The organism is Streptomyces sp. RLA123, assembly GCF_056270165.1.
In genome coordinates, this window is the sequence record NZ_JBWDOR010000003.1 from 4,476,665 (window position 1) to 4,497,400 (window position 20,736).

The 20,736-nt window shown below is 67.4% G+C and carries 16 protein-coding genes and 2 pseudogenes; 11 read left to right on the forward strand and 7 right to left on the reverse strand.

The window, feature by feature from the left end; all coding sequences use genetic code 11:
- Positions 1–6: 6 nt before the first annotated feature.
- The 3 genes and pseudogenes from RV983_RS20395 to RV983_RS20405 form a co-directional block, all read right to left on the reverse strand.
- A complete protein-coding gene (locus RV983_RS20395; RefSeq protein WP_475987196.1) occupies positions 7–1,005 on the reverse strand; it encodes a cation diffusion facilitator family transporter in 999 nt (332 codons plus the stop codon).
- A gap of 28 nt (positions 1,006–1,033) precedes the next feature.
- The gene (gad, locus tag RV983_RS20400) at positions 1,034–2,437 is read right to left on the reverse strand and encodes a glutamate decarboxylase (protein ID WP_475987197.1); all 1,404 of its coding nucleotides are present in this window, start codon (positions 2,435–2,437) and stop codon (positions 1,034–1,036) included.
- 45 nt (positions 2,438–2,482) lie between these two features.
- Positions 2,483–2,719, reverse strand: a pseudogene (locus RV983_RS20405) (LysE family transporter); the annotation flags it as partial.
- Positions 2,720–2,751: 32 nt separating this feature from the next.
- Between RV983_RS20405 and RV983_RS20410 the strand changes: the two are divergent.
- A complete protein-coding gene (locus RV983_RS20410; RefSeq protein WP_475987198.1) occupies positions 2,752–4,329 on the forward strand; it encodes a recombinase family protein in 1,578 nt (525 codons plus the stop codon).
- 1,284 nt (positions 4,330–5,613) lie between these two features.
- On the opposite strand, the gene RV983_RS20415 is transcribed toward RV983_RS20410, so the two are convergent.
- The gene (locus RV983_RS20415) at positions 5,614–5,871 is read right to left on the reverse strand and encodes a hypothetical protein (RefSeq protein WP_475987199.1); all 258 of its coding nucleotides are present in this window, start codon (positions 5,869–5,871) and stop codon (positions 5,614–5,616) included.
- A gap of 354 nt (positions 5,872–6,225) precedes the next feature.
- Here RV983_RS20415 and RV983_RS20420 point away from each other — a divergent pair, with 354 nt between their 5' ends.
- From RV983_RS20420 to RV983_RS20435, 4 genes are all read left to right on the forward strand, one after another.
- Positions 6,226–6,564 carry an HNH endonuclease gene (locus tag RV983_RS20420; protein WP_475990386.1) on the forward strand — a complete coding sequence of 113 codons (339 nt, stop codon included), beginning with the start codon at positions 6,226–6,228 and terminating at the stop codon, positions 6,562–6,564.
- Positions 6,565–7,918: 1,354 nt separating this feature from the next.
- Positions 7,919–9,085, forward strand: coding sequence for a phage major capsid protein (locus RV983_RS20425; protein ID WP_475987200.1), 1,167 nt, complete (start codon positions 7,919–7,921; stop codon positions 9,083–9,085).
- Between the two features lie 1,303 nt (positions 9,086–10,388).
- Positions 10,389–10,460, forward strand: coding sequence for a mgtA regulatory leader peptide MgtL (mgtL, locus tag RV983_RS20430; RefSeq protein WP_475990387.1), 72 nt, complete (start codon positions 10,389–10,391; stop codon positions 10,458–10,460).
- Positions 10,461–10,900: 440 nt separating this feature from the next.
- A complete protein-coding gene (locus RV983_RS20435) occupies positions 10,901–11,137 on the forward strand; it encodes a GntR family transcriptional regulator (protein ID WP_475987201.1) in 237 nt (78 codons plus the stop codon).
- 255 nt (positions 11,138–11,392) lie between these two features.
- Here the strand turns inward: RV983_RS20435 and leuE are convergent.
- Positions 11,393–11,839, reverse strand: a pseudogene (leuE, locus tag RV983_RS20440) (leucine efflux protein LeuE); the annotation flags it as partial.
- Between the two features lie 54 nt (positions 11,840–11,893).
- Here leuE and RV983_RS20445 point away from each other — a divergent pair.
- Complete coding sequence (locus tag RV983_RS20445; protein WP_475987202.1) at positions 11,894–12,667, forward strand: MerR family transcriptional regulator; 774 nt, start codon at positions 11,894–11,896, stop codon at positions 12,665–12,667.
- On the opposite strand, the gene RV983_RS20450 is transcribed toward RV983_RS20445, so the two are convergent.
- Positions 12,648–13,019 (reverse strand): YbjQ family protein, encoded by a 372-nt coding sequence (locus tag RV983_RS20450; RefSeq protein WP_475987203.1) that lies wholly within the window; start codon positions 13,017–13,019, stop codon positions 12,648–12,650. The two genes, RV983_RS20445 and RV983_RS20450, sit on opposite strands and share 20 nt — an antisense overlap.
- A gap of 213 nt (positions 13,020–13,232) precedes the next feature.
- Between RV983_RS20450 and RV983_RS20455 the strand changes: the two genes are divergently transcribed.
- The 3 genes from RV983_RS20455 to RV983_RS20465 all read left to right on the forward strand — a co-directional run bounded on the left by RV983_RS20455 (position 13,233) and on the right by RV983_RS20465 (position 17,255).
- Positions 13,233–13,967: a DedA family protein gene (locus RV983_RS20455; protein ID WP_475987204.1), complete on the forward strand. Its 735-nt coding sequence runs from the start codon at positions 13,233–13,235 to the stop codon at positions 13,965–13,967.
- Positions 13,968–14,033: 66 nt separating this feature from the next.
- Complete coding sequence (locus tag RV983_RS20460) at positions 14,034–15,674, forward strand: threonine/serine exporter family protein (RefSeq protein ID WP_475987205.1); 1,641 nt, start codon at positions 14,034–14,036, stop codon at positions 15,672–15,674.
- Between the two features lie 162 nt (positions 15,675–15,836).
- Positions 15,837–17,255: a wax ester/triacylglycerol synthase family O-acyltransferase gene (locus RV983_RS20465; protein ID WP_475987206.1), complete on the forward strand. Its 1,419-nt coding sequence runs from the start codon at positions 15,837–15,839 to the stop codon at positions 17,253–17,255.
- Between the two features lie 60 nt (positions 17,256–17,315).
- On the opposite strand, the gene RV983_RS20470 is transcribed toward RV983_RS20465, so the two are convergent.
- On the reverse strand, positions 17,316–17,810 hold the full coding sequence (locus RV983_RS20470; protein ID WP_475987207.1) for an inorganic diphosphatase: 495 nt from the start codon (positions 17,808–17,810) through the stop codon (positions 17,316–17,318).
- Positions 17,811–17,895: 85 nt separating this feature from the next.
- On the opposite strand from RV983_RS20470, the gene dacB reads away from it, so the two are divergent.
- Positions 17,896–19,368 (forward strand): D-alanyl-D-alanine carboxypeptidase/D-alanyl-D-alanine endopeptidase, encoded by a 1,473-nt coding sequence (gene dacB / locus RV983_RS20475; protein ID WP_475987208.1) that lies wholly within the window; start codon positions 17,896–17,898, stop codon positions 19,366–19,368.
- Positions 19,369–19,422: 54 nt separating this feature from the next.
- Positions 19,423–20,595, forward strand: coding sequence for a zinc-dependent metalloprotease (locus tag RV983_RS20480; RefSeq protein ID WP_475987209.1), 1,173 nt, complete (start codon positions 19,423–19,425; stop codon positions 20,593–20,595).
- Positions 20,596–20,736 lie beyond the last annotated feature (141 nt).

Here is a 20,736-nt window from a genome sequence, read left to right on the forward strand (position 1 = left end):
GACCGGTCAGTCCACGCCCTCGTGCCGTGCCGCCTCCGCGCGCAGCGACTGGCGCAGGTCGTTCGCCTCGCGGCGGTCCTCCTCCGTCGCGTCCGTGACGTCCAGGAAGATCTGGTCCAGTTCGGGGAACTCGTCCGAGAGCGTGGTCTTGATCCTTACGGCGGCCTCCTCCACCGTCTCGCTGTCGATGCCCCCGGTCAGGTCCACCCGGGCGGCCAGCAGCACCGAGTCGACGCCGAGCCGCATCGTCAGCAGACCGGTCACCGTGTCGATCTCCGGCTGCCCCGCGAGCAGTTCGTGCGCCCGCTGCCGCAGCCGCGGGTCGGCGGCCTCGCCGATGAGGGTGTCGCGGCAGTCCTTGCCCAGCCGGTACGCCACGAACATGAGCAGCACGGCGATGGCCAGGGACGCCCATGCCTCCCACTGCCGCCCGCCGGTGGCCCAGTGCAGCCCCACGCCCGCCAGGGCCAGCAGCACGCCGAGAACCGCCGCGCTGTCCTCGCCGATCACCGTGCGCAGGGTGGGGTCCTCGCCCTCGCGCAGTTCGGTGCGGAAGGAGCGGTGGTGCTCGCGTGCCCCGCCCCGCACCTGGAGCAGCGCCTTGACCAGGGACGATCCCTCGGCCAGAAGGGAGACCACCAGGACGGCGGTGGCGATCAGAAAGGCCCTGAGGGTGTGCGGCTCGTGCGCGTGGAAGGCGGTGATGCCCTGGTAGAAGGAGAAGCAGCCGCCCATGACGAAGATGCCGACCGCGGCGAGCAGCGACCAGAACCAGCGCTCCTTGCCGTAGCCGAAGGGGTGCTGCGCGTCGGGCCTGCGCCGGCTGCGGCGCAGCGCGGCGAGCAGGAAGATCTCGTTGAGGGTGTCGGCGACCGAGTGGGCCGCTTCCGACAGCAGTGCCGGCGATGTGCTGAGGAGGCCTCCGACCGCCTTCGCCACGGCGATCAACAGGTTCGCGGCGAGGGCGACGAAGACGGTGCCCTTGGTCTGAGTGTCCTGGCCCATGGGGTGCGTCTGCCCGGGGCGGGGCGACTCAGTGATGGAAGGCCGTGGGGGCCTTGCCGGGCGCGTGCAGCGGACGGTCCTGCTCGCGCAGCTGGGGCAGGTAGCGGTCCAGATCGGCGAGGAAGAGGTCGGCGAGGTCCATCGAGAAGCCGTTGCGCACCACGATCCTCAGCACCGCCAGGTCCTCGCGGTCGGCGGGGAAGGTGTAGGCGGGCACCTGCCAGCCGCTCTCGCGCATACGCCGGGAGACGTCGAAGACGTCGTACGCGCTGACGTGGTCGGCGGTGGTGAAGGCGAACACCGGCAGTTGGTCGCCCCGGGTGATCAGCCGGAAGTCGCCGTACTCCTCGATCCGCGCGGCCAGATAGACGGCCACGTCGCGGGCGGTCTGCTGGACGACGCGGTAGCCGTCGTGGCCCAGCCGCAGGAAGGTGTAGTACTGCGCGGCGACCTGCGATCCGGGCCGGGAGAAGTTCAGGGCGAAGGTCGGCATGTCGCCGCCGAGGTAGTTGACCCGGAAGACCAGTTCCTCGGGCAGCGCCGTGCCGTCCCTCCACAGCGCCCAGCCGACGCCCGGGTAGACCAGCCCGTACTTGTGCCCGGAGGTGTTGATCGACGCCACGCGCGGCAGCCGGAAGTCCCAGACCAGGTCCTCGTCCAGGAAGGGCGCGATCATGCCGCCGGAGGCCCCGTCGACGTGGACGGGGATGTCGATGCCGGTGCGCTCCTGGAGCCCGTCCAGGGCCTCGCAGATCTCGCCCACCGGTTCGTAGGAGCCGTCGAAGGTGGAGCCCAGGACGGCGACGACGCCGATGGTGTTCTCGTCGCACCGCGCGAGGGCCGTCTCGGCTTCCAGGTGCAGCCGGTCGCCCTCGACGGGCACCATGCGCGCCTCGATCTCCCAGAAGTTGCAGAACTTCTCCCAGCAGACCTGGACGTTGACGCCCATGACCAGGTTGGGCCGGGCCTGCCCCGGATAGCGGTCGCCCTGGCGCTTCATCCAGCGCCGCTTGAGCGCCATCCCGGCGAGCATGCAGGCCTCGGAGGAGCCGGTGGTGGAGCAGCCGACGGCCTTCTCGGGGTCGGGCGCGTTCCACAGGTTGGCCAGCATCGACACACAGCGCCGCTCCAGTTCGGCGGTGCGCGGGTACTCGTCCTTGTCGATCATGTTCTTGTCGAAGCACTCGGCCATCAGCACCTGGGCCTCGCGCTCCATCCAGGTGGTGACGAAGGTGGCCAGGTTGAGCCGGGCGTTGCCGTCGAGCATCAGTTCGTCGTGGACCAGCTGGTACGCGGTCGCGGGCGGCATCGGCCCGGCCGGGAGCCGGTGCTTGGGCGGCGCCATGCGCCTGCCCGCGACCGGATCGGCTCCCGCGTAGAAGGGGTTGACGGCGAGTCTCGGCAGTCCCTCGGCACCCTTGTGCAGCGACATAGCGCTCACAGTAGGCGCGATGCCGCGGCGCGGCAGGTCGAGCCGTCAGACCGAGGAGGCCATCGACAGCTTCGCCGCGAAGCCCAGGAACAGCACTGCCGCGCCCGAGGTCAGCCCGGCCGCCAGCCGCCTGCGGCGGCGGAACTGTGCGGCCAGGTGGGTGCCGCCGAATATCAGCAGGGTCAGGTAGCTGGCGCTGAAGACCTGCGCGATCGCGCCCAGTGCCAGGAAGGACAGCGCCGGATGGGCGTAGCCGGGATCGACGAACTGCACGAAGAACGTGGCGGAATCCAACTGCCTGTACGCTCGCGCTCATGACCGCTACGAAGAACGCTCCCGAGTGGACCGCTGAGGAACTGGCAGAGCTGGCCGAACTCCAGGCCAGGAATGAGGCACTACCGGAGGACGCGCCCCGGGGGCTCCTGTCGGTGCGGCTGTCGATTCTCACGAAGGACACCACTAGCCCGGCGCGGCAGGAACTCGACCTTCGCCGCTATGCCATTCGTGAGGGAATCAGGGTTGTGGGCGTCGCCCGCGACCTGGGCGTGTCCGCCACTAAGAAAGCACCGTGGGAGCGGAAGGAACTGGGGGACTGGCTTAACAACCGCACGCCAGAGTTTGACCTGATTCTGTTTTGGAAGCTTGACCGGTTCATTAGGCGCATCTCTGACCTGCACGAGATGATTAAGTGGTGCGAAAAGTTCGGGAAGAACCTGATTTCGCTAAAAGACACGTTGGACCTGTCGTCCCCGATGGCTCAGGCAATGGTGACGTTCATTGCGGCGGTTGCGGAGATTGAAGCCGCTAACACTAAGACCCGCGTTTCGTCGCACTGGGAATACACTAAGCAACAGGATCAATGGCGTATCGGTAAGCCGTCATTCGGCTACAAATCTACCGAGGTGGACGGGAAACGCCGCCTAGTGCAGGACCCTAAGCAAGCGCGCGTAGTGCGCTACATGTACGAAGCGGCAATGCGGGGGGTTCCGGCTAACCGAATCGCTAAGGTCCTGGACAGGGCTAAGGTCCCCACGTACAGCGATCGGACATGGAACAATCAGCAGATCCTTAGGATTCTCAGGAATCCTGCCGTTAAGGGCCTCCGCACCGAGGGGGGCACTAAGGCGGGAGCCTACAAATCTACGCCGGTACTCGATAAGCAGGGCCAGGAGATCAGGGTTACGGATGAACCGATCCTGACTGGTGACGAGTTTGAGAGCGTGCAAGCGGCGCTTGCGACCCGTGCGAAGAATAAGCGCCATCACGAGAAAAACCGTCGTCCTACCAGGTTCCTGGGCGTCATAAAGCACACGTGCGGCAGGAACGTTAACGAAACGAACAACTACAAAGCCCTTTCCAACGGGGAGGTTAAGGAATACCGGTATCTGCGGTGCCCGGAGTGCCGTAAGCCCGGGTTCGTCATCCCGGACCCTGAGCACGCCTATTCGTCTCTGGCGCAAGCCGTCTTTGAGGCCCTGGGGGATTACGAGGTGGTCCGCCGTGAGTACGCAAGGGGTGACGAAAACAGGCGTGAGCGGAAGCGACTTGAAGAGTCGATCGCCTATTACATGACTGGGCTGGAGCCTAACGGGAGGTTCGATAAGGCCGGGTTCATTCGGGAAAAGGCGGAGGCCACGTACGCCGCTCTCACCGAAGCCTGGGAGAAGATCACCCCGGAATCCACAAAGGATAGGTGGGTTTACGAAAGCACCGGCAGGACTTACCGCCAGCACTGGAATACTGGCGGCGTAGAGGCCATGGAAAGGGACCTACTGAGCGCGGGAATAACTTTCGAACTCGGGCGACAGGACGACGGGGAACTGTTGGGACAACTGGTCATCCCGCACGATGTTAAGGAGCGGCTGATCAGGATGGACAACAACTGGAGTTAGCGCCAGCGCGCTACGCGAAACCAAGATGCCCCCTCCGAAAGGAGGGGGCTTTTGTTATGTCAACTCTCGGATGGGTAAACAACATCAGCAACAATTTTCCGGTTACCGTCTTGGTCCTGGATTACGGTTACAACGCGCATAGTCCCCCTGTCATCGTGGGTGAGTGTCTTCGGTATGGCTTCCTTCTTTCGTTGGCGGCCCATTTGGGGGCCGGATGGACGCCGGGGCCGTCAAGGGCCCTGGGCGGCCCTTTGCGGGCCTTTCACGGCCTGGGTGAGGCCCTGGGACTCTGAGGCCCTGCTAGGCCCTCCTAGGGGCCGTTCTGTCGTTTCTGGGGCCATGGCGTCGGCACGGCTAGGCGTAGGGCGATAAAACGTCTGTGCGCCGTTCTCAGCGACTTTCACGGGCCCTAAGGCCCTGGGAGACGACAAAGGCCCCACAGGCCCTCACGGGGCCATACAGGGCCTCTTAAAGGGGATTGCTGAGGCAATCCCCGTCCCAGCGTCCTAAGGCGCTGGGTAAACAAACCTCCGGCCCGTAAGGAGCCGGGGAGATTAAGTCAGGAAGCCTTAACGGCTTCCCTACGTTGGGTAGTGAACCTGCGCCGATTAGAGGCGCTATACCGGACGGGCCGGTTAGCGGCCCCTCAGTCTTTAACTAACCCGGCGGTTTGGGCCGCCGGGGTTTAGAACGTTAGTTATTCATTAGGACCCGTTAACCGGGTCCAGGGCATAGAAAAGGGCACGCGCTAACGTGCCCTACTTGAGTCTTATTCATCTTTGCTCACCCAACGCTCTGTATAGATAGAGAGAAGGTTTACGTTTTCGCTGGTGAACGGCTACATCGCTTCATCCAGGAGTGAAGCGTCTTCATTGGCTAGTGAAGAGTTGTACCCATGGAGGCCATGAGAGGCCCTATCCCTCACCGCATGGTGTCGACAGTGGCTCGTACCCTTGCCCTCCTTGCGGGCAAGGTGGTGCGACAGAACCAAGCATCGGGCGGCGGATTCCGGGGTTAGTAGCCCGTACTCCTTACACCGCGCTATGGCGTTAGCGACGGCGCTTCCCGTTACCGGCATGACCGCGCCTGTCTTGCCGTCCACACGGGCCCCTAGGCGGGCCTGCAAGCCCTTAGGGCCGTATTCTGCGTGGCCTATTCGGTTAGCGTCGGCTAGTGCCAGCAACCAAACCCGCAGCCAAAGGGGTGCCGTCACGTTGTCTCCTGCGATCTTTCCCGCCTCCACCTGACTGAGGGCAAGCCATGGGCTATTGCCCGGGAAGTTAATCAACGGCCCTCCTTCTCATCCTCAATCGAGCGTGCATATCTACTAACGGAACAGGTCAACAGGTAACGGGTTGCCTTTATGTTCCAGTCGGCACGTTCGTCAGGATCTTCCCCGGCTGTGCCCTTAGAGACGCGGTAGGCGATGGAGTCACCCACTACCTGAGACAACTCGGGGTCCTCACAGATCATCCGGACCACGCCTTCCGGGGTCATGCCGTAGTTCTCTGTCCAGCGTTCCACCGTGAAGCTTCTAGACATGCGCCTGCCTACTCCTCTCAAGTCCCTAGGACGGGCCCCAGGGCATACGAAAGGCCCGCACAGGGGAATCCCTGCTACGGGCCTCCCGTAGTTCCGCTGGGGGCCATTCCCGGCCTCCCTACGGCCGGTGGTCCTACCCGCCCCGCTGGGGGGCGGCGGGAACATCATGCACACACGTCCGGTGTATTCGTCAAGTGAATTCAAGGGCCCTTCCTGGGTCCTCTCCGGGCCGTTGGGTTACTTGGTTAGTTAGTTCGCATGCTAATTAACCTCTGCGCCCATCCCATAAACCGTGCACGCCCTATTAGGCGCGTGCCATTAGTGATTAGGAGAAAAGGATTAATGCCTAATGTGATGTGCTTGGGCTGCCACCGGTTGACCGGTTCGGTTACTGCTAGCCGGTGTGCGGACTGTGCCGCCGTTAAGGCGGCCCGTAAGGCTGCGTCCCGGCCTGCCCGGACTAACCGGCCATCCCCTTACGCCCGTGGCTATGACGCGGCCTACAGGCGCGCTCGCCTCCTGGTGCTACAGGCCCAACCCTGGTGCATCGTGTGCCGACACACGGGCAGCCCAGGGAATCCCCTCACGGCCGATCACATCGTGCCGGTTTCGCGGGGCGGAACTAACCACACGTCTAACCTTCGAACCTATTGCCGCTCCTGCAATTCCAGTAGAGGAAACAGAGGTGCATAGGCATTGCCACATGCCTATTAATGGTGAGGCATAAATGCGATTAATGACACACCTAGTGAGGCGTTACATAAACGCCCCGCAACGGTACTACATAGGTTAGAGGGCCTTTCATCTCAGGCCCTTAAATATCCCGACTTCATGCAGCGCAGCATGCATGCCTATACAGCGTTTATGCATAAGGGGGGATAGCCCCCTCGAAACTTGGACGACCTTCCTTAGGAACCCCCCTGTTCCTATCCCCCATGAACGCCCGGGAAAAAAACCAAAAATGGCACATGCATAATCGCTGCATATTCATGCAGCCCCCTATTCACGCATCTATGCATAGATGCATAAATAGTGAGACCGCTAATCCGCGTGTGCGGATGGATACCCAATTAGGACGCCCCGTTAGGGCGTCCTTTTCTTTTGCCCTAATACCCAAAATTAAGGCAGTCGCCGGCGACTCTAATCAATTTACCTAACCAAAGGAGAACACTAATGTCTAAGGGAATCATGACCGATTACGTGTGCGCCGTTTGTTCGGCGTCCTGGTGCAGCCTCATTAGGTCTGGCAGGCCCTCTAAGTTCTGTGGGCAGGAATGTGCCCGCGCCGCTAAGACGGCTAAGCAAAAGGCACGTCGGGAGGCACGCCGGGCGGGAACGCCACTGGAGGCCCCTACACGGCCTTACTGGGGGCCCTCGGCAGCCGTGGGCGGTGACCTTCACGCGGGAGCCGTAGGGGACTTCCTGGGCGTCATGGATGGTGCGTATCTCATTGACGGAGACACGTCCTGGGGCGGACGGGACAACGTGCCGGATGATGCACGGCACCCGGGCATTGCAGCCGGGCCCAATGAGGGCCGCACGGCTTCCCGTCACCTGAGGGTCATCGGCTCTAATCGCCCCTGGCACGAATGCCAGTGAAGCGGAAATCCGTATAGGTGAGGGCGTGATGAACCCTTGCGGCAACGGTTTACGAAAGACATTGCCGGTCTCCTTTGTTGCAAATCAAGTGGGTCGCCTTCCAACGTCAGGCGGCCCACTTTTTTTGTGCCCTTTTCCAGATTGGATGGTGTTACCCCCGTGAGTGATTCCCTTACTTATTCCTTTGTCGGCCTGCCTCGCACACAGCTTGAGGACATTGCCGGAGCCGCCATAGAGCGGGTTAGCAACCTCATTAGTGACGACATGACGCCCACTGACCAGGCTTGGGCCGGTGTGTGGCATGCCATTGCTGAGGCTGCCATGAGTGCCCAGCACGTCAAGACTGCGGCCGGGCAGACGGCCTAAGCGTTACCCCCTTCCTTTCAGGTCCCGCCGCTAACCCGGCAGGGGCCCTTTTTTGTTCCCTAAACGATTAGAGGTGTTTGCTTTGTCTTATCTACAGCTAGCCCGTAAGGGCCTAGAGGCCCGTGGGGCCCTACTTGAGGAATACAAGACGGTCCTTAACGACTCCGAGATTACGGAGGCCGACAAGCGGGCGCGTATGGAGAAGCTAGACCGCGCTATTGAGGAGAAGTCCGAAGAGGTTCGGGACTTCACCACTAAGGCTGAGGCGGAGGCGGAGACCCGTAAGCTTTCCGGGAAGCTGGGCAACCTGTTTACCAGTGCCGCCGGTTCCTGGGCGACTGCCGGACAGACTGAGGGCCGGTTTATCCTGCCCTCCGCTTCTCAGTATCTAGAGCAGCGTGACCTTGGCACGGGCGTCGGTTCTGGCGGTGTTGCCGTAACCCCTGAGGTTTACGGTCAGTTCGTTGTTTCCATGCGTAAGCGGTCCGCATTCCTGTCCGCTGGCGTTAACCTCCTGCCGATTGCGCAGGGTGGAAAGCTACAGGTTCCCGCCGTTACCGCCGATGGCACGGCCGGTGTCGTGGCTGAGGGTTCGGCTATCCCGCTTACCGACATGACCATTGCTGACGCGGGCTTCACCGCTTACAAGGTCGCCCAGGCCACGGGGATTACCAGTGAGCTACTGACTGACAGTACGCCGGACGTTCGGCAGGCTGTCTCGGATGCCCTTATCCGCAGCACTGCGGCGGCCGTAGATGACCTTTTCCTAGCCGGTACTGGCACTAACCAGCCGATCGGCATTACCAAGATTGCGGGCGTTGTGAGCACGCCGCTTTCTGCCGCTATCACCCTGGACAACGTGGCCGACGAGATGGCCGCTATTGAGGCCCAGGGCGGCACCGTGACTTCTATTCTGGCCGACCCGGGCACGTACAACGTGATCCGGAAGCTTAAGGCGTCCACTGCGGGCACCTATCATTCCTCGCCCTTTGCGGCCCAGGACGGGCCTAAGCAGGTTTGGGGTGCGAACCTCATTCCGGCCCCGCGTCTAGCGGCCGGGACGGTAATCCTCATGGATGCTTCGCAGGTTTATGTCGGCCTGCGGCAGGACGTGAACGTTGCCTATTCGGACCAGGTTAAGTTCCTGGAGGACAAGACGGTTGCGCGGGTTACTTCCCGCTGGGCCGGTGTGGGCCTCACGGACGTTAAGGCCGTCCGTGTCCTCACTAAGGCGATCAACGGTACCTGATGGCTACCGGAGCAAACGTAAGCGCGAACTTTGGTGCGGTCAGTGCGTTCCCGTCCGCAAAGGACAGGGACGGCCTGGGGGCGCCTAAGCGTCTGGGATTGGGTACCCCGGGCCCTGCCGATTTGGCGGGCACGCCTAACCCCTACGCCTTTTCTGGGCGTCGGGTAATTGTCCGGCTAGATGGCACGGCAAGCCCTGTGGTTAGGGTTACGGGCTTCCCTGGTGCGCATAACGCGCCGCCGGTTAGCCGCCCGCTAATCGACTTCTCCCCTATGCCTAACGGCCGGGAAGAGTATTGCTTTGTGGGCGACTGGCCTAAGGGCCCGTTTACGGTGTTCCTAACCCTGGAGGACGGTTCCATTGACCGGCTGGTTTACGGGCCGGGCCCGTTGCCTATTCCTGTTGCTCCTCAGGGGGAGGCGGCCCGCCGGGCGCGGCCTCCAAAGGAGAAGTAACCAACTAACTAACTTACTTACGTGCCGGGCCCTGGGTGGCTTTCTGCGGCACGATTAAGGGCCCCCGCAGTAGCGGGGGCCCTTTCTTTGTGCTGGGCCCTCTACGGGCCCGCTATGGCTTCCTGGGTGGGGGCTTACTTCTCTGCGGGGAAGTAAGTAAGGAAGTAAGTAAGGAACCCCCCCTCTGGCCCGTAGGGACACGTTTAGGCCCCTGCCTGTAGGCGGGGGCCCTTTCGTCGTTTCAGGCCCTCACAGGCCCGCCTAGGGGCCTTCCTGGGGCCTGGGGTGAACATCCTGTCGCTAGACGGTCCATCCGTCGGCAGGATGCCGACGGCGGGAACGATCCGTCGGAGGATCTTCGGCCGTAGGGCCCATCCGTCGGAAGATTTGCGGTCCGGGCCTAGGGTCGGGCCTGTAGCTGGGCTACCCGCGTAATGATCGCGTCCATAGCTTGATGCTCGTTAGCGCACCCGGTTACGGCCCAGTCTCCGCCCTGGGCTGCAAAGGTGCCGTTATCCAGTTTGAGCAACTGATAGAGGGTGCCGTTTACGGTCAACTCCCCAACGGTTCCGGCCGGTGCGTTCGTGTACGGATTCAACGTGTGTCCTCCTGCGGCCCGTTGGGGCCTCATGGGGCCACCTTGGCGGCCCTGTAAGCGATGAAAAAGGGGCCCGGCATCGGCGGCCGGGCCCCTTTCAACTCAGGCCCCTAGACGGGGGCCTGAGGGCTTTAGCGCATACCGCGTGACTCTGCGATACGGATCACATCGGAGAGGCATTCGGTCAACCGCCGTGCGGTCCAACGGTATTCGTCGGCCGAGACAATCCCCGTCCGGTTGATCAGGTGCTTTGCGTGACCCAACACCGCTGCCGCGCTGGCGAGTTGGGTTAGCTCCGCAGCGTCGGCCATTCGGGCCATGAATCCGTCTCCATTGTCCGTGCTGAGATAGCACGGCTTACCGTCGTCCGTAGTCCAGGGCAACAGCCTGGGCGTAATGCTCTCCAGGGGCCGTGTCGGCGCCTTTTCGGTGTGGGGGTCGATTACCGGCAGATAGCCGGACCACGTGTCGGCAAAGGCGTTCCCGTGCCTGCCCTCATGGCCTGCCAGGAGGACGCACGGGAGGAATCCGCGCCCTGTACCGCCGTGTTCCCGTCCGGGCCTGTACTGGCCGCACAGGGCCTCTGTTGCTGGTGTTCCCGCCGCTATGCTTCGCACTGTCGTCCTGTCTCCTCAGGTCGATCACGCCCCGGGGGCCGCTCCAACGGCCCGCCGGGGTCCTTACGTCTCTCACCTTACGCGCTATCGCGTTACCGCACTACCGCGATAGCCCATTAGCGCGTGATCGCGCACGCTGGTGAGCATGGATCTTGATCGCTCCGTCAAGGTGTGGCCGCAAGTGCGGGATGAGCTACGGCGACGGTTGGACGCTGGCCGGTACAAGCCTGGGGAGCGATTCCCGGGCACGGTGGCGATTGCGGCTGAGTTCGACGTGAGCCAGTCCACGGCACAGAAAGCGGTAGCGGACCTGAGGGCGGAGGGCCGGTTGCGGACGGTCCTAGGGCAAGGCTCGTTCGTTGCTGACCAGGGCGGCGCCTAGAGGGCCCCTGAGGGCCCGTCAGGAGTGCTCACGGTCACGGTGATTGGGCGCCGCTTGCGCCTGCCTGGTGTGCTTGCCAGGGCAGTGAACGGGGTCACCTGGTGGGGCTCCTGGGGCTCCCTGGGGGGCCTCTCGGGTAGGCCCAGGGCTCCTAGGGCCTGCCGTTGCTCCTGGGGGCTCATGCGGGCGAACTGGGCCGCTGCCTGGCGTAGGTCAGACATAGCAAACCCCCTGGTCAGAGCGTTCCGATCCTGCAACTTTCTGCACGAAGAAGGAGATGAAGAACAAGATCGCCTTCGGGTTGAGCAGGCTGATCACCAGCGCCCGCCGGAACGGCTGCTCGGCCTGCGCCGGCCCCTCGGCGGCGGCCGTCACCACCGGCTCCGGCTCTCCGGGACGCGCCCGCCACATCCGCAAGGCAGTTCGCGCCATGCCGAACGCGATCCAGGCCAGATAGCCGGCGCCCGCGTACTTCACGATGCCGAACAGGACGGGGTTCGTGGTGAGCAGGCCCGCCACCCCGGCCGCCGAGGCGGTCATCAGCACCGTGTCGCCGAGGAAGACACCCAGCGCCGCGCGGTAGGCGGTGCGGACCCCGCGCCGCGCGGCGACGGAGAGGGTGTAGAGGGAGTTGGGCCCCGGCAGGAGCACGATCAGCACGGTGCCGAGCAGATAGGTCGGCAGGTCGGTGATACCCAGCATGGGCACCAATATGGCACTTGCACCTCACGTGGCGTGAGGCCGGAGGGTGTGGTCATGAACACGAGCACGGGCTACTCGGTCGGGCAGGTGGCGGGTTTCGCCGGCGTGACCGTCCGCACGCTGCACCACTACGACGAGATCGGGCTGCTCTCGCCCAGCGACCGCAGCCACGCGGGCCACCGCCGCTACGGCGACGCCGACCTCGACCGGCTGCAGCAGATCCTCTTCTACCGGGAGCTCGGCTTTCCCCTGGACCAGGTGGCGGTCCTCCTCGACGACCCGGCCGCGGACCCGCGCGAGCACCTGCGGCGCCGGCACGAGCTGCTGACCGCGCAGATCGGGAAGCTGACGGAGATGGCCGAAGCCGTCCAACGAGCCATGGAGGCACGCACGATGGGCATCAACCTCACGCCCGAGGAGAAATTCCAGGTCTTCGGCGACTACGACCCCGACCAGCACGCGGAGGAGACCCGGGAGCGCTGGGGCGGCACCGGCGCGTACGAGCAGTCGCAGCGCCGCGCCGCTTCCCGCACCAAGGAGGACTGGCTGCGGATCAAGGCCGAGCAGGACGACTGGGCCGCCCGCCTGGTGGCGCTGCGCGGGACGGGGGCCCCGGCCGGCGGCGAGGCCGCGATGGACCTGGCCGAGGAGCACCGGCAGTTCATCGTCGACCACTACTACGACTGCACGTACGAGATCCACACCGGTCTCGCCGCGATGTATCTGGCCGATCCCCGCTTCCACGCCTACTACGAGGCGATCGCGCCGGGCAGCGCCCAGTACGTGCACGACGCGATCGTCGCCAACGCTAGGCGTGCTCAGGGGTGATGACCGCCGCCGTGCCGTAGGCGCACACCTCGGTGCCGACGTCGGCGGCCTCGCTGACGTCGAAGCGCATCATCAGCACGGCGTTCGCCCCGCGCGCCTGTGCCTGTTCGACCAGCCGCTCCATCGCCTGGGTGCGGGTCTGCGCCAGGGTCTTGGTGAGCCCCTTCAGCTCGCCGCCGACCAGGGATTTCAGGCCCGCGCCGATCTGGCTGCCCAGGTGGCGGGAGCGGACGGTGAGGCCGAAGACCTCGCCGATCACCCGCTCCACCCGGAAGCCGGGGACGTCGTTCGTGGTCACCACCAGGACGCTGGACCCCTGCCGCTGTCCGCCGCCGTACTCGTCGATATCCATGGGTGCATCGTGCGCGGCGATCGCCGTCCCGCGCGCGATGCACGCCGGGTCGCCGCGGAAATGGGGTGCTTCCCGCGGATTCCCCCGGAAGACGCTGATTCCGCAGTGACGGGCGATGTGCGGTGGTACGTGGTGGAACGCGTGGGAGGACCGTGGCCTGGAGTTCGTGCACAGGGAACGGTGGGGTCCCGACCGCGTTGATACTTTTGGCGCGTGACGACTATCGCCCTGGGCCCGCAATGGCTCGACCCCGATTACCTCATCTCGTCCGCGGGCCTGATCGGCCTGCTGGCGATCGTGTTCGCCGAGTCGGGTCTGCTCATCGGGTTCTTCCTGCCCGGTGACTCCCTGCTGTTCACCGGTGGCCTGCTGGTGGCAGGCGGCACGCTGGACTGGCCGATCTGGGCCGTCTGCCTGTTCGTCGTGATCGCCGCCATCGCCGGTGACCAGGTGGGCTACCTCTTCGGCCGCAAGGTCGGCCCCTCGCTCTTCCGCCGCCCGAACTCCAAGCTCTTCAAGCAGGAGAACATCGAGAAGGCGCACGAGTTCTTCGAGAAATACGGCGCCAAGTCGATCGTCCTGGCCCGTTTCGTGCCGATCGTGCGTACGTTCACGCCCATCGTGGCCGGCGTCAGCCGGATGAACTACCGCACCTTCGTCACCTACAACATCATCGGCGGCACCCTGTGGGGCGGGGGTGTGACGCTGCTCGGCTACTGGCTCGGGCAGATCGCCTTCGTGCGCGAGCACATCGAACTGATGCTGGTCGCGATCGTCCTGGCCTCGGTCGTCCCGATCGCCATCGAGTTCCTGCGGGCCCGCTCCGCCGCGAAGAAGGCCCCGCCGCGGCCGGAGTCCCCGGCCGACGGCGCCGGGCCTGTGCCGCCGCCGTCGGTCCAGAGCCCCACCGCTTCCGGCGGCGGGCGCCACCGGGCGAACCGGCGTTAGCGTCCGGGGTTGAGGGGCAGTCGAACCGCTGTGCCTGGGGGAGGGTGGCGACACCCTCCCCCAGGCATGCCCGGCGCAGGATCACGTCGAGAGGAGGAACCCGTGCCGCACCGGCCCCCGGAGGAGCCCGAGCAGTCGGCCGGCGGCTCGGAATTCACCCCGCCGCTCGGGGTCGACCTGCCCCGGCCGGAACCGCAGGGTTCCGCCTTCACACCTCCGAAGACCTCCCCGCAGTTGTCGCACCCGGCGTTCACGCCCCCCGAGGGCATCCCGGTGGTCAGCCTCTCCAAAGAGGCTCCCTGGCCCGACCGCATGCGGACGATACTGCGCATGCCGCTCGGCGAGCGGCCGGCGCCGGAGCAGCCCGGCGCGCAGCCGGAGGCCGGTACCGGGCCCGCCGTGCCGCGTGTGCTCGACCTGACGCTGCGCATCGGGGAGCTGCTGCTCGCCGGCGGCGAGGGCGCGGAGGACGTCGAGGCCGCGATGCTGGGCGTGGCCCACGCGTACGGGCTCGGCCGGGTCGAGCCGAGCGTGACCTTCACGCTTTTGGGCATCTCGTACCAGCCCTCGCTGGTGGACCCGCCCGCCACCGCTAACCGCACGGTCCGCCGCCGGGCCACCGACTACACGCGCCTCGCGGCCGTCTTCCGGCTGATCAACGACATCACCGCGGCCGACCTCAGCCTCGAGGACGCCTACCGCCGCCTCGCGCTGATCCGCCGCAACCGCCACCCCTACCCCGGCTGGCTGCTGACGGCCGCCGCCGGGCTGCTCGCGGGCGCGGCGAGCCTCCTGGTGGGCGGTGGCGGCCCGGTGGTCTTCGCGGTCGCCGCGCTCGGGGCCATGCTGGGCGACCGGCTGGCCTGGCTGTGCGCGGGGCGCGGGCTGCCGGAGTTCTACCAGTTCGTCGCCGCGGCCATGCCGGCCGCCGCGCTGGGCGTGTTCATCGCCCGCTTCGGCCATGTCCTGCCGGGCACGAGCACGCTCCAGGCCTCCTCGGTCATCACCGGTGGCCTGTTCGCACTGATCCCGGGACGGGCCCTGGTGGCGGCCGTACAGGACGGCCTGACCGGCTTCTACATCACCGCCTCGGCCCGGCTGCTGGAGGTGATGTACCTCTTCACCGGCATCGTCATCGGCGTCACCCTGATCCTGTACGCCGGGGTCAGCCTGGGCGCCGAGCTGGATCCGGACCAGGCGCTGCGCGCGTACGAGAACCCGCCGCTGCAACTGGTGGCGGCGATGGTGCTGAGTCTGGCCTTCGCGGTGCTCCTGCAGTGCGAGCGCGGTGTGCTGGCGCTGGCCGCGCTGAACGGCGGGGTGGCCTGGACGGTCTACGCGGCGCTGCACCAGGAGTCCCTCGGCATCGGGATGTCGCCGGTGGCCGCGACCGCCGTCGCCGCGGGGCTGGTGGGCCTGTTCGGGCAGATGCTCTCCCGCTACCGCTTCGCCTCCGCGCTGCCGTACGTGACGGCCGCGATCGGGCCGCTGCTGCCCGGCTCGGCGACGTACTACGGACTCCTCGGGCTCACCCGGGGGCATCTGGACCAGGGTTTCGCCTCGCTCACCAAGGCTGCCGCGCTGGCGCTCGCGGTGGCCATCGGAGTGAACCTCGGCGGCGAGATGGCGCGGCTCTTCCTGCGCCTGCCCGGTGGCGCTGACCAGGCACGACGCCGTGCGGCGGCGAAGCGCACGCGCGGATTCTGAGCCCTGCGGGCCCACGGACGGCCGTTCCTGATGATGTGTCGGGAAATCTGATGTTAACTGTCCGTATCGTGGTCGTAGTTGACTGTAATCATTCCCGGGGGTTTCACTGCGTACGTGAGTGCCCGATCCGGGGCAAAACCGAACTTTCGGAGGCGAGGAGCCTTGGCTGACGAGCTGTTGAGCCCGCTGGATCTCGCCTTCTGGAATCTCGACTCACCAGGCCATCCCATGTACCTGGGCGCCGTCGCCGTCTTCGAGCGCGCTCCGGGGCACCCGGTCGACGCCGAGGGCCTGGCGGCCCTTATCGCCGCGCGCGCCGAGAAGGCCCCGCGCATGCGCCAGCGCGTACGCGACGTCTGGTACGGCGTCGGCGGCGCCGCCTGGGCCCCCGACGAGCACTTCGACGTCCGGCGCCATGTGCACGCCGTCCGGCGCGCCGACACCTCCGCGGCCGTCGCCGAGCTGATGTCCCGTCCGATGGACCGCGAGCACCCGCCGTGGGAGGTGTACGTCATCGAGGGCGCCCCCGACGCGCCCGTCTCCGTGCTCGTCAAACTGCACCACGCGCTGGCCGACGGCCTGCGCGCGGTGGAGTTCGGGGCGGTCCTGCTCGACCAGGGCGCACGCCAGGCGGCGGCCCCGGCTGCCCGGGCCACTCCGGCGCCGCCCGCGCCCCGGCAGCCGGCCGGCCTCCACCTTCCGGCCCTGCCGGGCCTGCCGGGTCTTTCAGGGCTCCCCGACCCGCGGCAGGTGGTCGCCTCCCTGCCGTCGCGGGTGCGCGAGGCGGGACGGGCGCTGGGCATCGGCTCGGCGGTGCTGCGGGCCTCGCTCGACCCCGGCGGGCCTGCCGCGCTCGGTGCCGCGCCGCGGCACGGCGGCGCGCCGCGCCGCTTCGCCGGCGCCTCGCTGGACGTGGACGACATGCACCGGGTCCGCAAGACCAGCGGCGGCACCGTCAACGACGTCGTGATGGCCGTCGTCGCCGGCGCCCTGCGGCGCTGGATGGAGTCGCGCGGCGACGACCCGGACGGGCCGGGCCCGCGCGCGCTGATCCCGGTGGCGCGCCGCCGCCGCAAGGGCGTACGCGGCGGGCGGGGCAACCGGATCTCCGGCTACCTGCTGCGGCTGCCGGTCGGCGAGGCCGACCCGCTGACCCGGCTGCGCGGTGTGCGCGAGGGCATGGACCGCAACAAGGCCGCCGGGCCCGACACCGGCCCCGGGGCGGTGGCGCTGCTCGCCGACAGCGTGCCGCCGCTCGCGCACCGCTTCGCGGCGCCGCTGCTGGCCGCCTCCGCGCGCCTGCTGTTCGACGTGCTGGTCACCAACGTGCCGATGCTCGACGTGCCGCTGACGCTGGACGGCTGCCGGATGACCGAGCTCCACCCGATCGCCCCGCTCGCCCGCGGCCAGTCGCTGGCCGTGGCCATCTCCACCTACCGCGGCCGGGTGCACATCGGGCTCTTCGCGGACGCCGCCGCCGTGCCGGACGCGGACGCGCTGGCCGCCGCGCTGCACGGCTCCCTGGCCGAACTGCTGGCGGCCTGCGGGGAGGGCGAGGACGCTACGCGACGGCAGCTCTGAGCACACACGAGGGCGGCGCGTCCCGGCAGGGAGCGCGCCGCCCTCGGTGCGGGCACGGCGTCAGTGGCCGCCGTGCTCCTTCAGGCGCTTGTAGGACGCGTCGATCTCGGCCTCGGCCTCGGCGCGGCCGACCCAGTTGGCGCCCTCGACGGACTTGCCGGGCTCCAGGTCCTTGTAGACCTCGAAGAAGTGCTGGATCTCCAGGCGGTCGAACTCGGAGACGTGGTGGATGTCGCGCAGGTGCTCCACGCGCGGGTCGGACGCCGGCACGCACAGCAGCTTGTCGTCGCCGCCGGCCTCGTCCGTCATGCGGAACATGCCGATCGTGCGGCAGCGCACCAGGACGCCGGGGAAGGTCGGCTCGTCCAGCAGGACGAGGGCGTCCAGCGGGTCGCCGTCCTCGCCGAGGGTGTTCTCCACGAAGCCGTAGTCCGCCGGGTAGACCGTCGAGGTGAACAGGTGCCTGTCCAGGCGGATACGACCGGTCTCGTGGTCCACTTCGTACTTGTTCCGGGAACCCTTCGGGATCTCGATCGTGACGTCGAACTCGAGCACAGCCTGTCCTCCATGATCAGCACATACTTCTGGTGATTAAGTGTCTCCCACGCTTGTGTGTGGTCGCGAAAGGGGCTGGTCCGGGGTGCCCGTCTCCAAAAACTGGCAGGTGGTGGCGGGGTCGACCGCCACCGGCCTCGCTGTGGCGCTGACGGTGGTGGCCCTCGCGGGACCGTGGGAGTCAGGCCAGCGTACGGCCGAACGGGTGAGGGCTGCCTCCTGGGAGGGAAAGCCCGGGGACGTGGCCGGACTCCGGCAGCCGTCCAGGAAGCCCGTGGGCGGCCGCAAGGGTGCCGCCGCGCCCGCGCCGGCGCCCGAGGTGCTCGCCGCCGCCACGGGGACGCGGGAAACCGTGCCGGCGGGCGCCGGCGGCCTCGCCGGCCGGCTCGCCCCGCTGCTCAAGGACGGGGCGCTCGGCCCGGTGACCACCGGGGCGGTCGTCGACGCGGCCACCGGTGAGGGGGTCTGGGGCCACCGGGAGGGCACCGCGGCCGTGCCCGCCTCCACCACGAAGATCGCCACGGCGGTCGCCGCGCTGTCGCTGCTCGGACCCGACCACCGGCTCACCACGGGTGTCGTCGCGGACGGCGACGCCCGCGTCGTGCTGGTCGGCGGCGGCGATCCCACCCTCACGGCCCGCAAGTCCGCCGGGGGCGGCTACGCGGCGGCCTCGCTCCGCACCCTGGCCGACGGCACCGCCCGCACCCTCAAGGCCCGCGGCACGCGCACCGTACGGCTGTCGTACGACACGTCGCTCTACAGCGGGCCCGCCGTCCACCCCATCGGGTACAACGACAACATCGCCCCGGTCGCCGCCCTCATGGCGGACGAGGGCCGCGCCGACGGCAAGAGCTGGAAGGGCCCGGCCGCCCGCGTCCGGGACCCGGCGGCCAAGGCGGCGACCGCCTTCGCGGGGATGCTCCGCGACCGGGGCGTGAAGGTCACCGGCGCGGTGGACCGGCGCTCGGCCCCCGAGGGGCACCCCGCCGACCGGCTGGCGGTGGTGCGCTCGGCGCCCCTGTCCGACCTGGTCGAGCGGATGCTGACCAACAGCGACAACGACATCGCCGAGGCCCTGGCCCGGCACACCGCCCTCGCCGCCGGACTGCCCGGCTCCTTCAGCGGCGGGGCGCAGGGCATCTCCTCCGCCCTGCGCGAGCTGGGGGTCCCGCTGAAGGGGGCCCGTTTCACCGACGGCAGCGGTCTCAACCGGGCCGACCGGCTCACCGCCGACCAGCTCGCCCGGCTCCTGGTGCTGGCCGGCGACCCCGAGTACCCCGAGCTGCGGCCCACCCTGACGGGCCTGCCGGTCGCCCACTTCACCGGCTCGCTGAAGGAACGCTTCACCGGGGACGACGCCGGGGGCGGCGGCGGCGTCATCCGCGCCAAGACCGGCACCCTCACCGGGGTCAACGCCCTGGCCGGCACCGTCGTGAACGCCGACGGCCGGCTCGTCGCCTTCGCCTTCCTCACCAACGGCACCACCAGCCCCGCGTCCGCCCAGCGCGCCCTGGACCGGCTCGCCTCCGCGGTGGCCCGGTGCGGCTGCCACGGTTGACCCGACACCCCGCGAACGCTCCCGGGCGCGGGGGACAGCACGTACCGTGAAGGAATGACGAGCATCGGTGGTGCGGAGATGGTCGACTGGAATCTCGCGGTCGCGACCGCGACCCGCTTCGTGCGGCCCGGACCCGAGGTCGGCCGGGACGAGGCGCGTGCGGTGGTCGCGGAACTGCGGGGGTACGCGAAGGAGTCGGAGGCCCACGTACGGGCGTTCACGCGGATGTTCGGGGACGAGGAGCCCACGGACGCCGGGACGCCCGTCCTGATCGTGGACCGCCCCGGATGGATCAAGGCCAATGTGGCCGGCTTCCGCGAGGTGCTGAAGCCGCTGCTGGACAAGATGCAGGCCCGCAAGCCCGGGGGTCCCGGCGGCGCCGTGCTCGGCACCGTCGGCGGCAAGGTGACCGGGGTCGAGGTCGGGATGCTGCTGAGCTTCCTGTCCTCGCGCGTCCTCGGCCAGTACGAGACGTTCGCCCCGGCGTCCCGGGACATGCCCGCCGGCCCCGCGGTGCCGGGACCGGGCGAGCCGCGGACCGGGCGGCTGCTGCTGGTGGCCCCCAACATCGTCCACGTGGAACGCGAACTCGACGTGGACCCGCACGACTTCAGGCTCTGGGTGTGTCTGCACGAGGAGACCCACCGCACGCAGTTCACGGCCGTCCCGTGGCTGCGCGACCACATCGAGCAGGAGGTCCAGGCCTTCCTCGGCGAGACCGAGATCGACCCCTCCACGCTGATCGAGCGGCTGCGCGAGGCGTTCCAGTCCTTCTCCGGCGGCCGCCCCGAGGCCGAGGAGGAGGCGATCGACTCCGGGCCCGAGGACGGCCCCAGCCTGATCGACCTCGTGCAGACCCCGAACCAGCGGGAGATCCTGGGCCGGCTGACCGCCGTGATGTCGCTGCTGGAGGGGCACGCCGACTACGTGATGGACGGCGTCGGCCCGGACGTGGTGCCGTCGGTGGCCGAGATCCGGGAGAAGTTCCAGCGCCGCCGGCAGAGCGGCGCGGGGCGGCTGGACCAGGCGCTGCGCAAGCTGCTGGGGCTGGACGCCAAGCTGCGCCAGTACCGGGACGGCGAGCGCTTCGTGCGGGCCGCGGTCGACCAGGCGGGCATGGACGGCTTCAACCGGATCTGGACCTCGCCCAACACGCTGCCGACGAAGCTGGAGATCGCCAAACCGGCGGAGTGGGTGGCGCGGGTGCACCGCAGGACCGGGACCTGACCCACGGAGGGCGTTCACGCCCCGGCTCCACCCGTTACCCCACCCCGGCCCCAGCCGTTGTTCCAGCCGCCCTTTGCCCGTCTTTTCGCCAGCCCTTTCACCCGTCCGAGGGACCGTCGGCGCAGCGTAAGCGTGCAATGC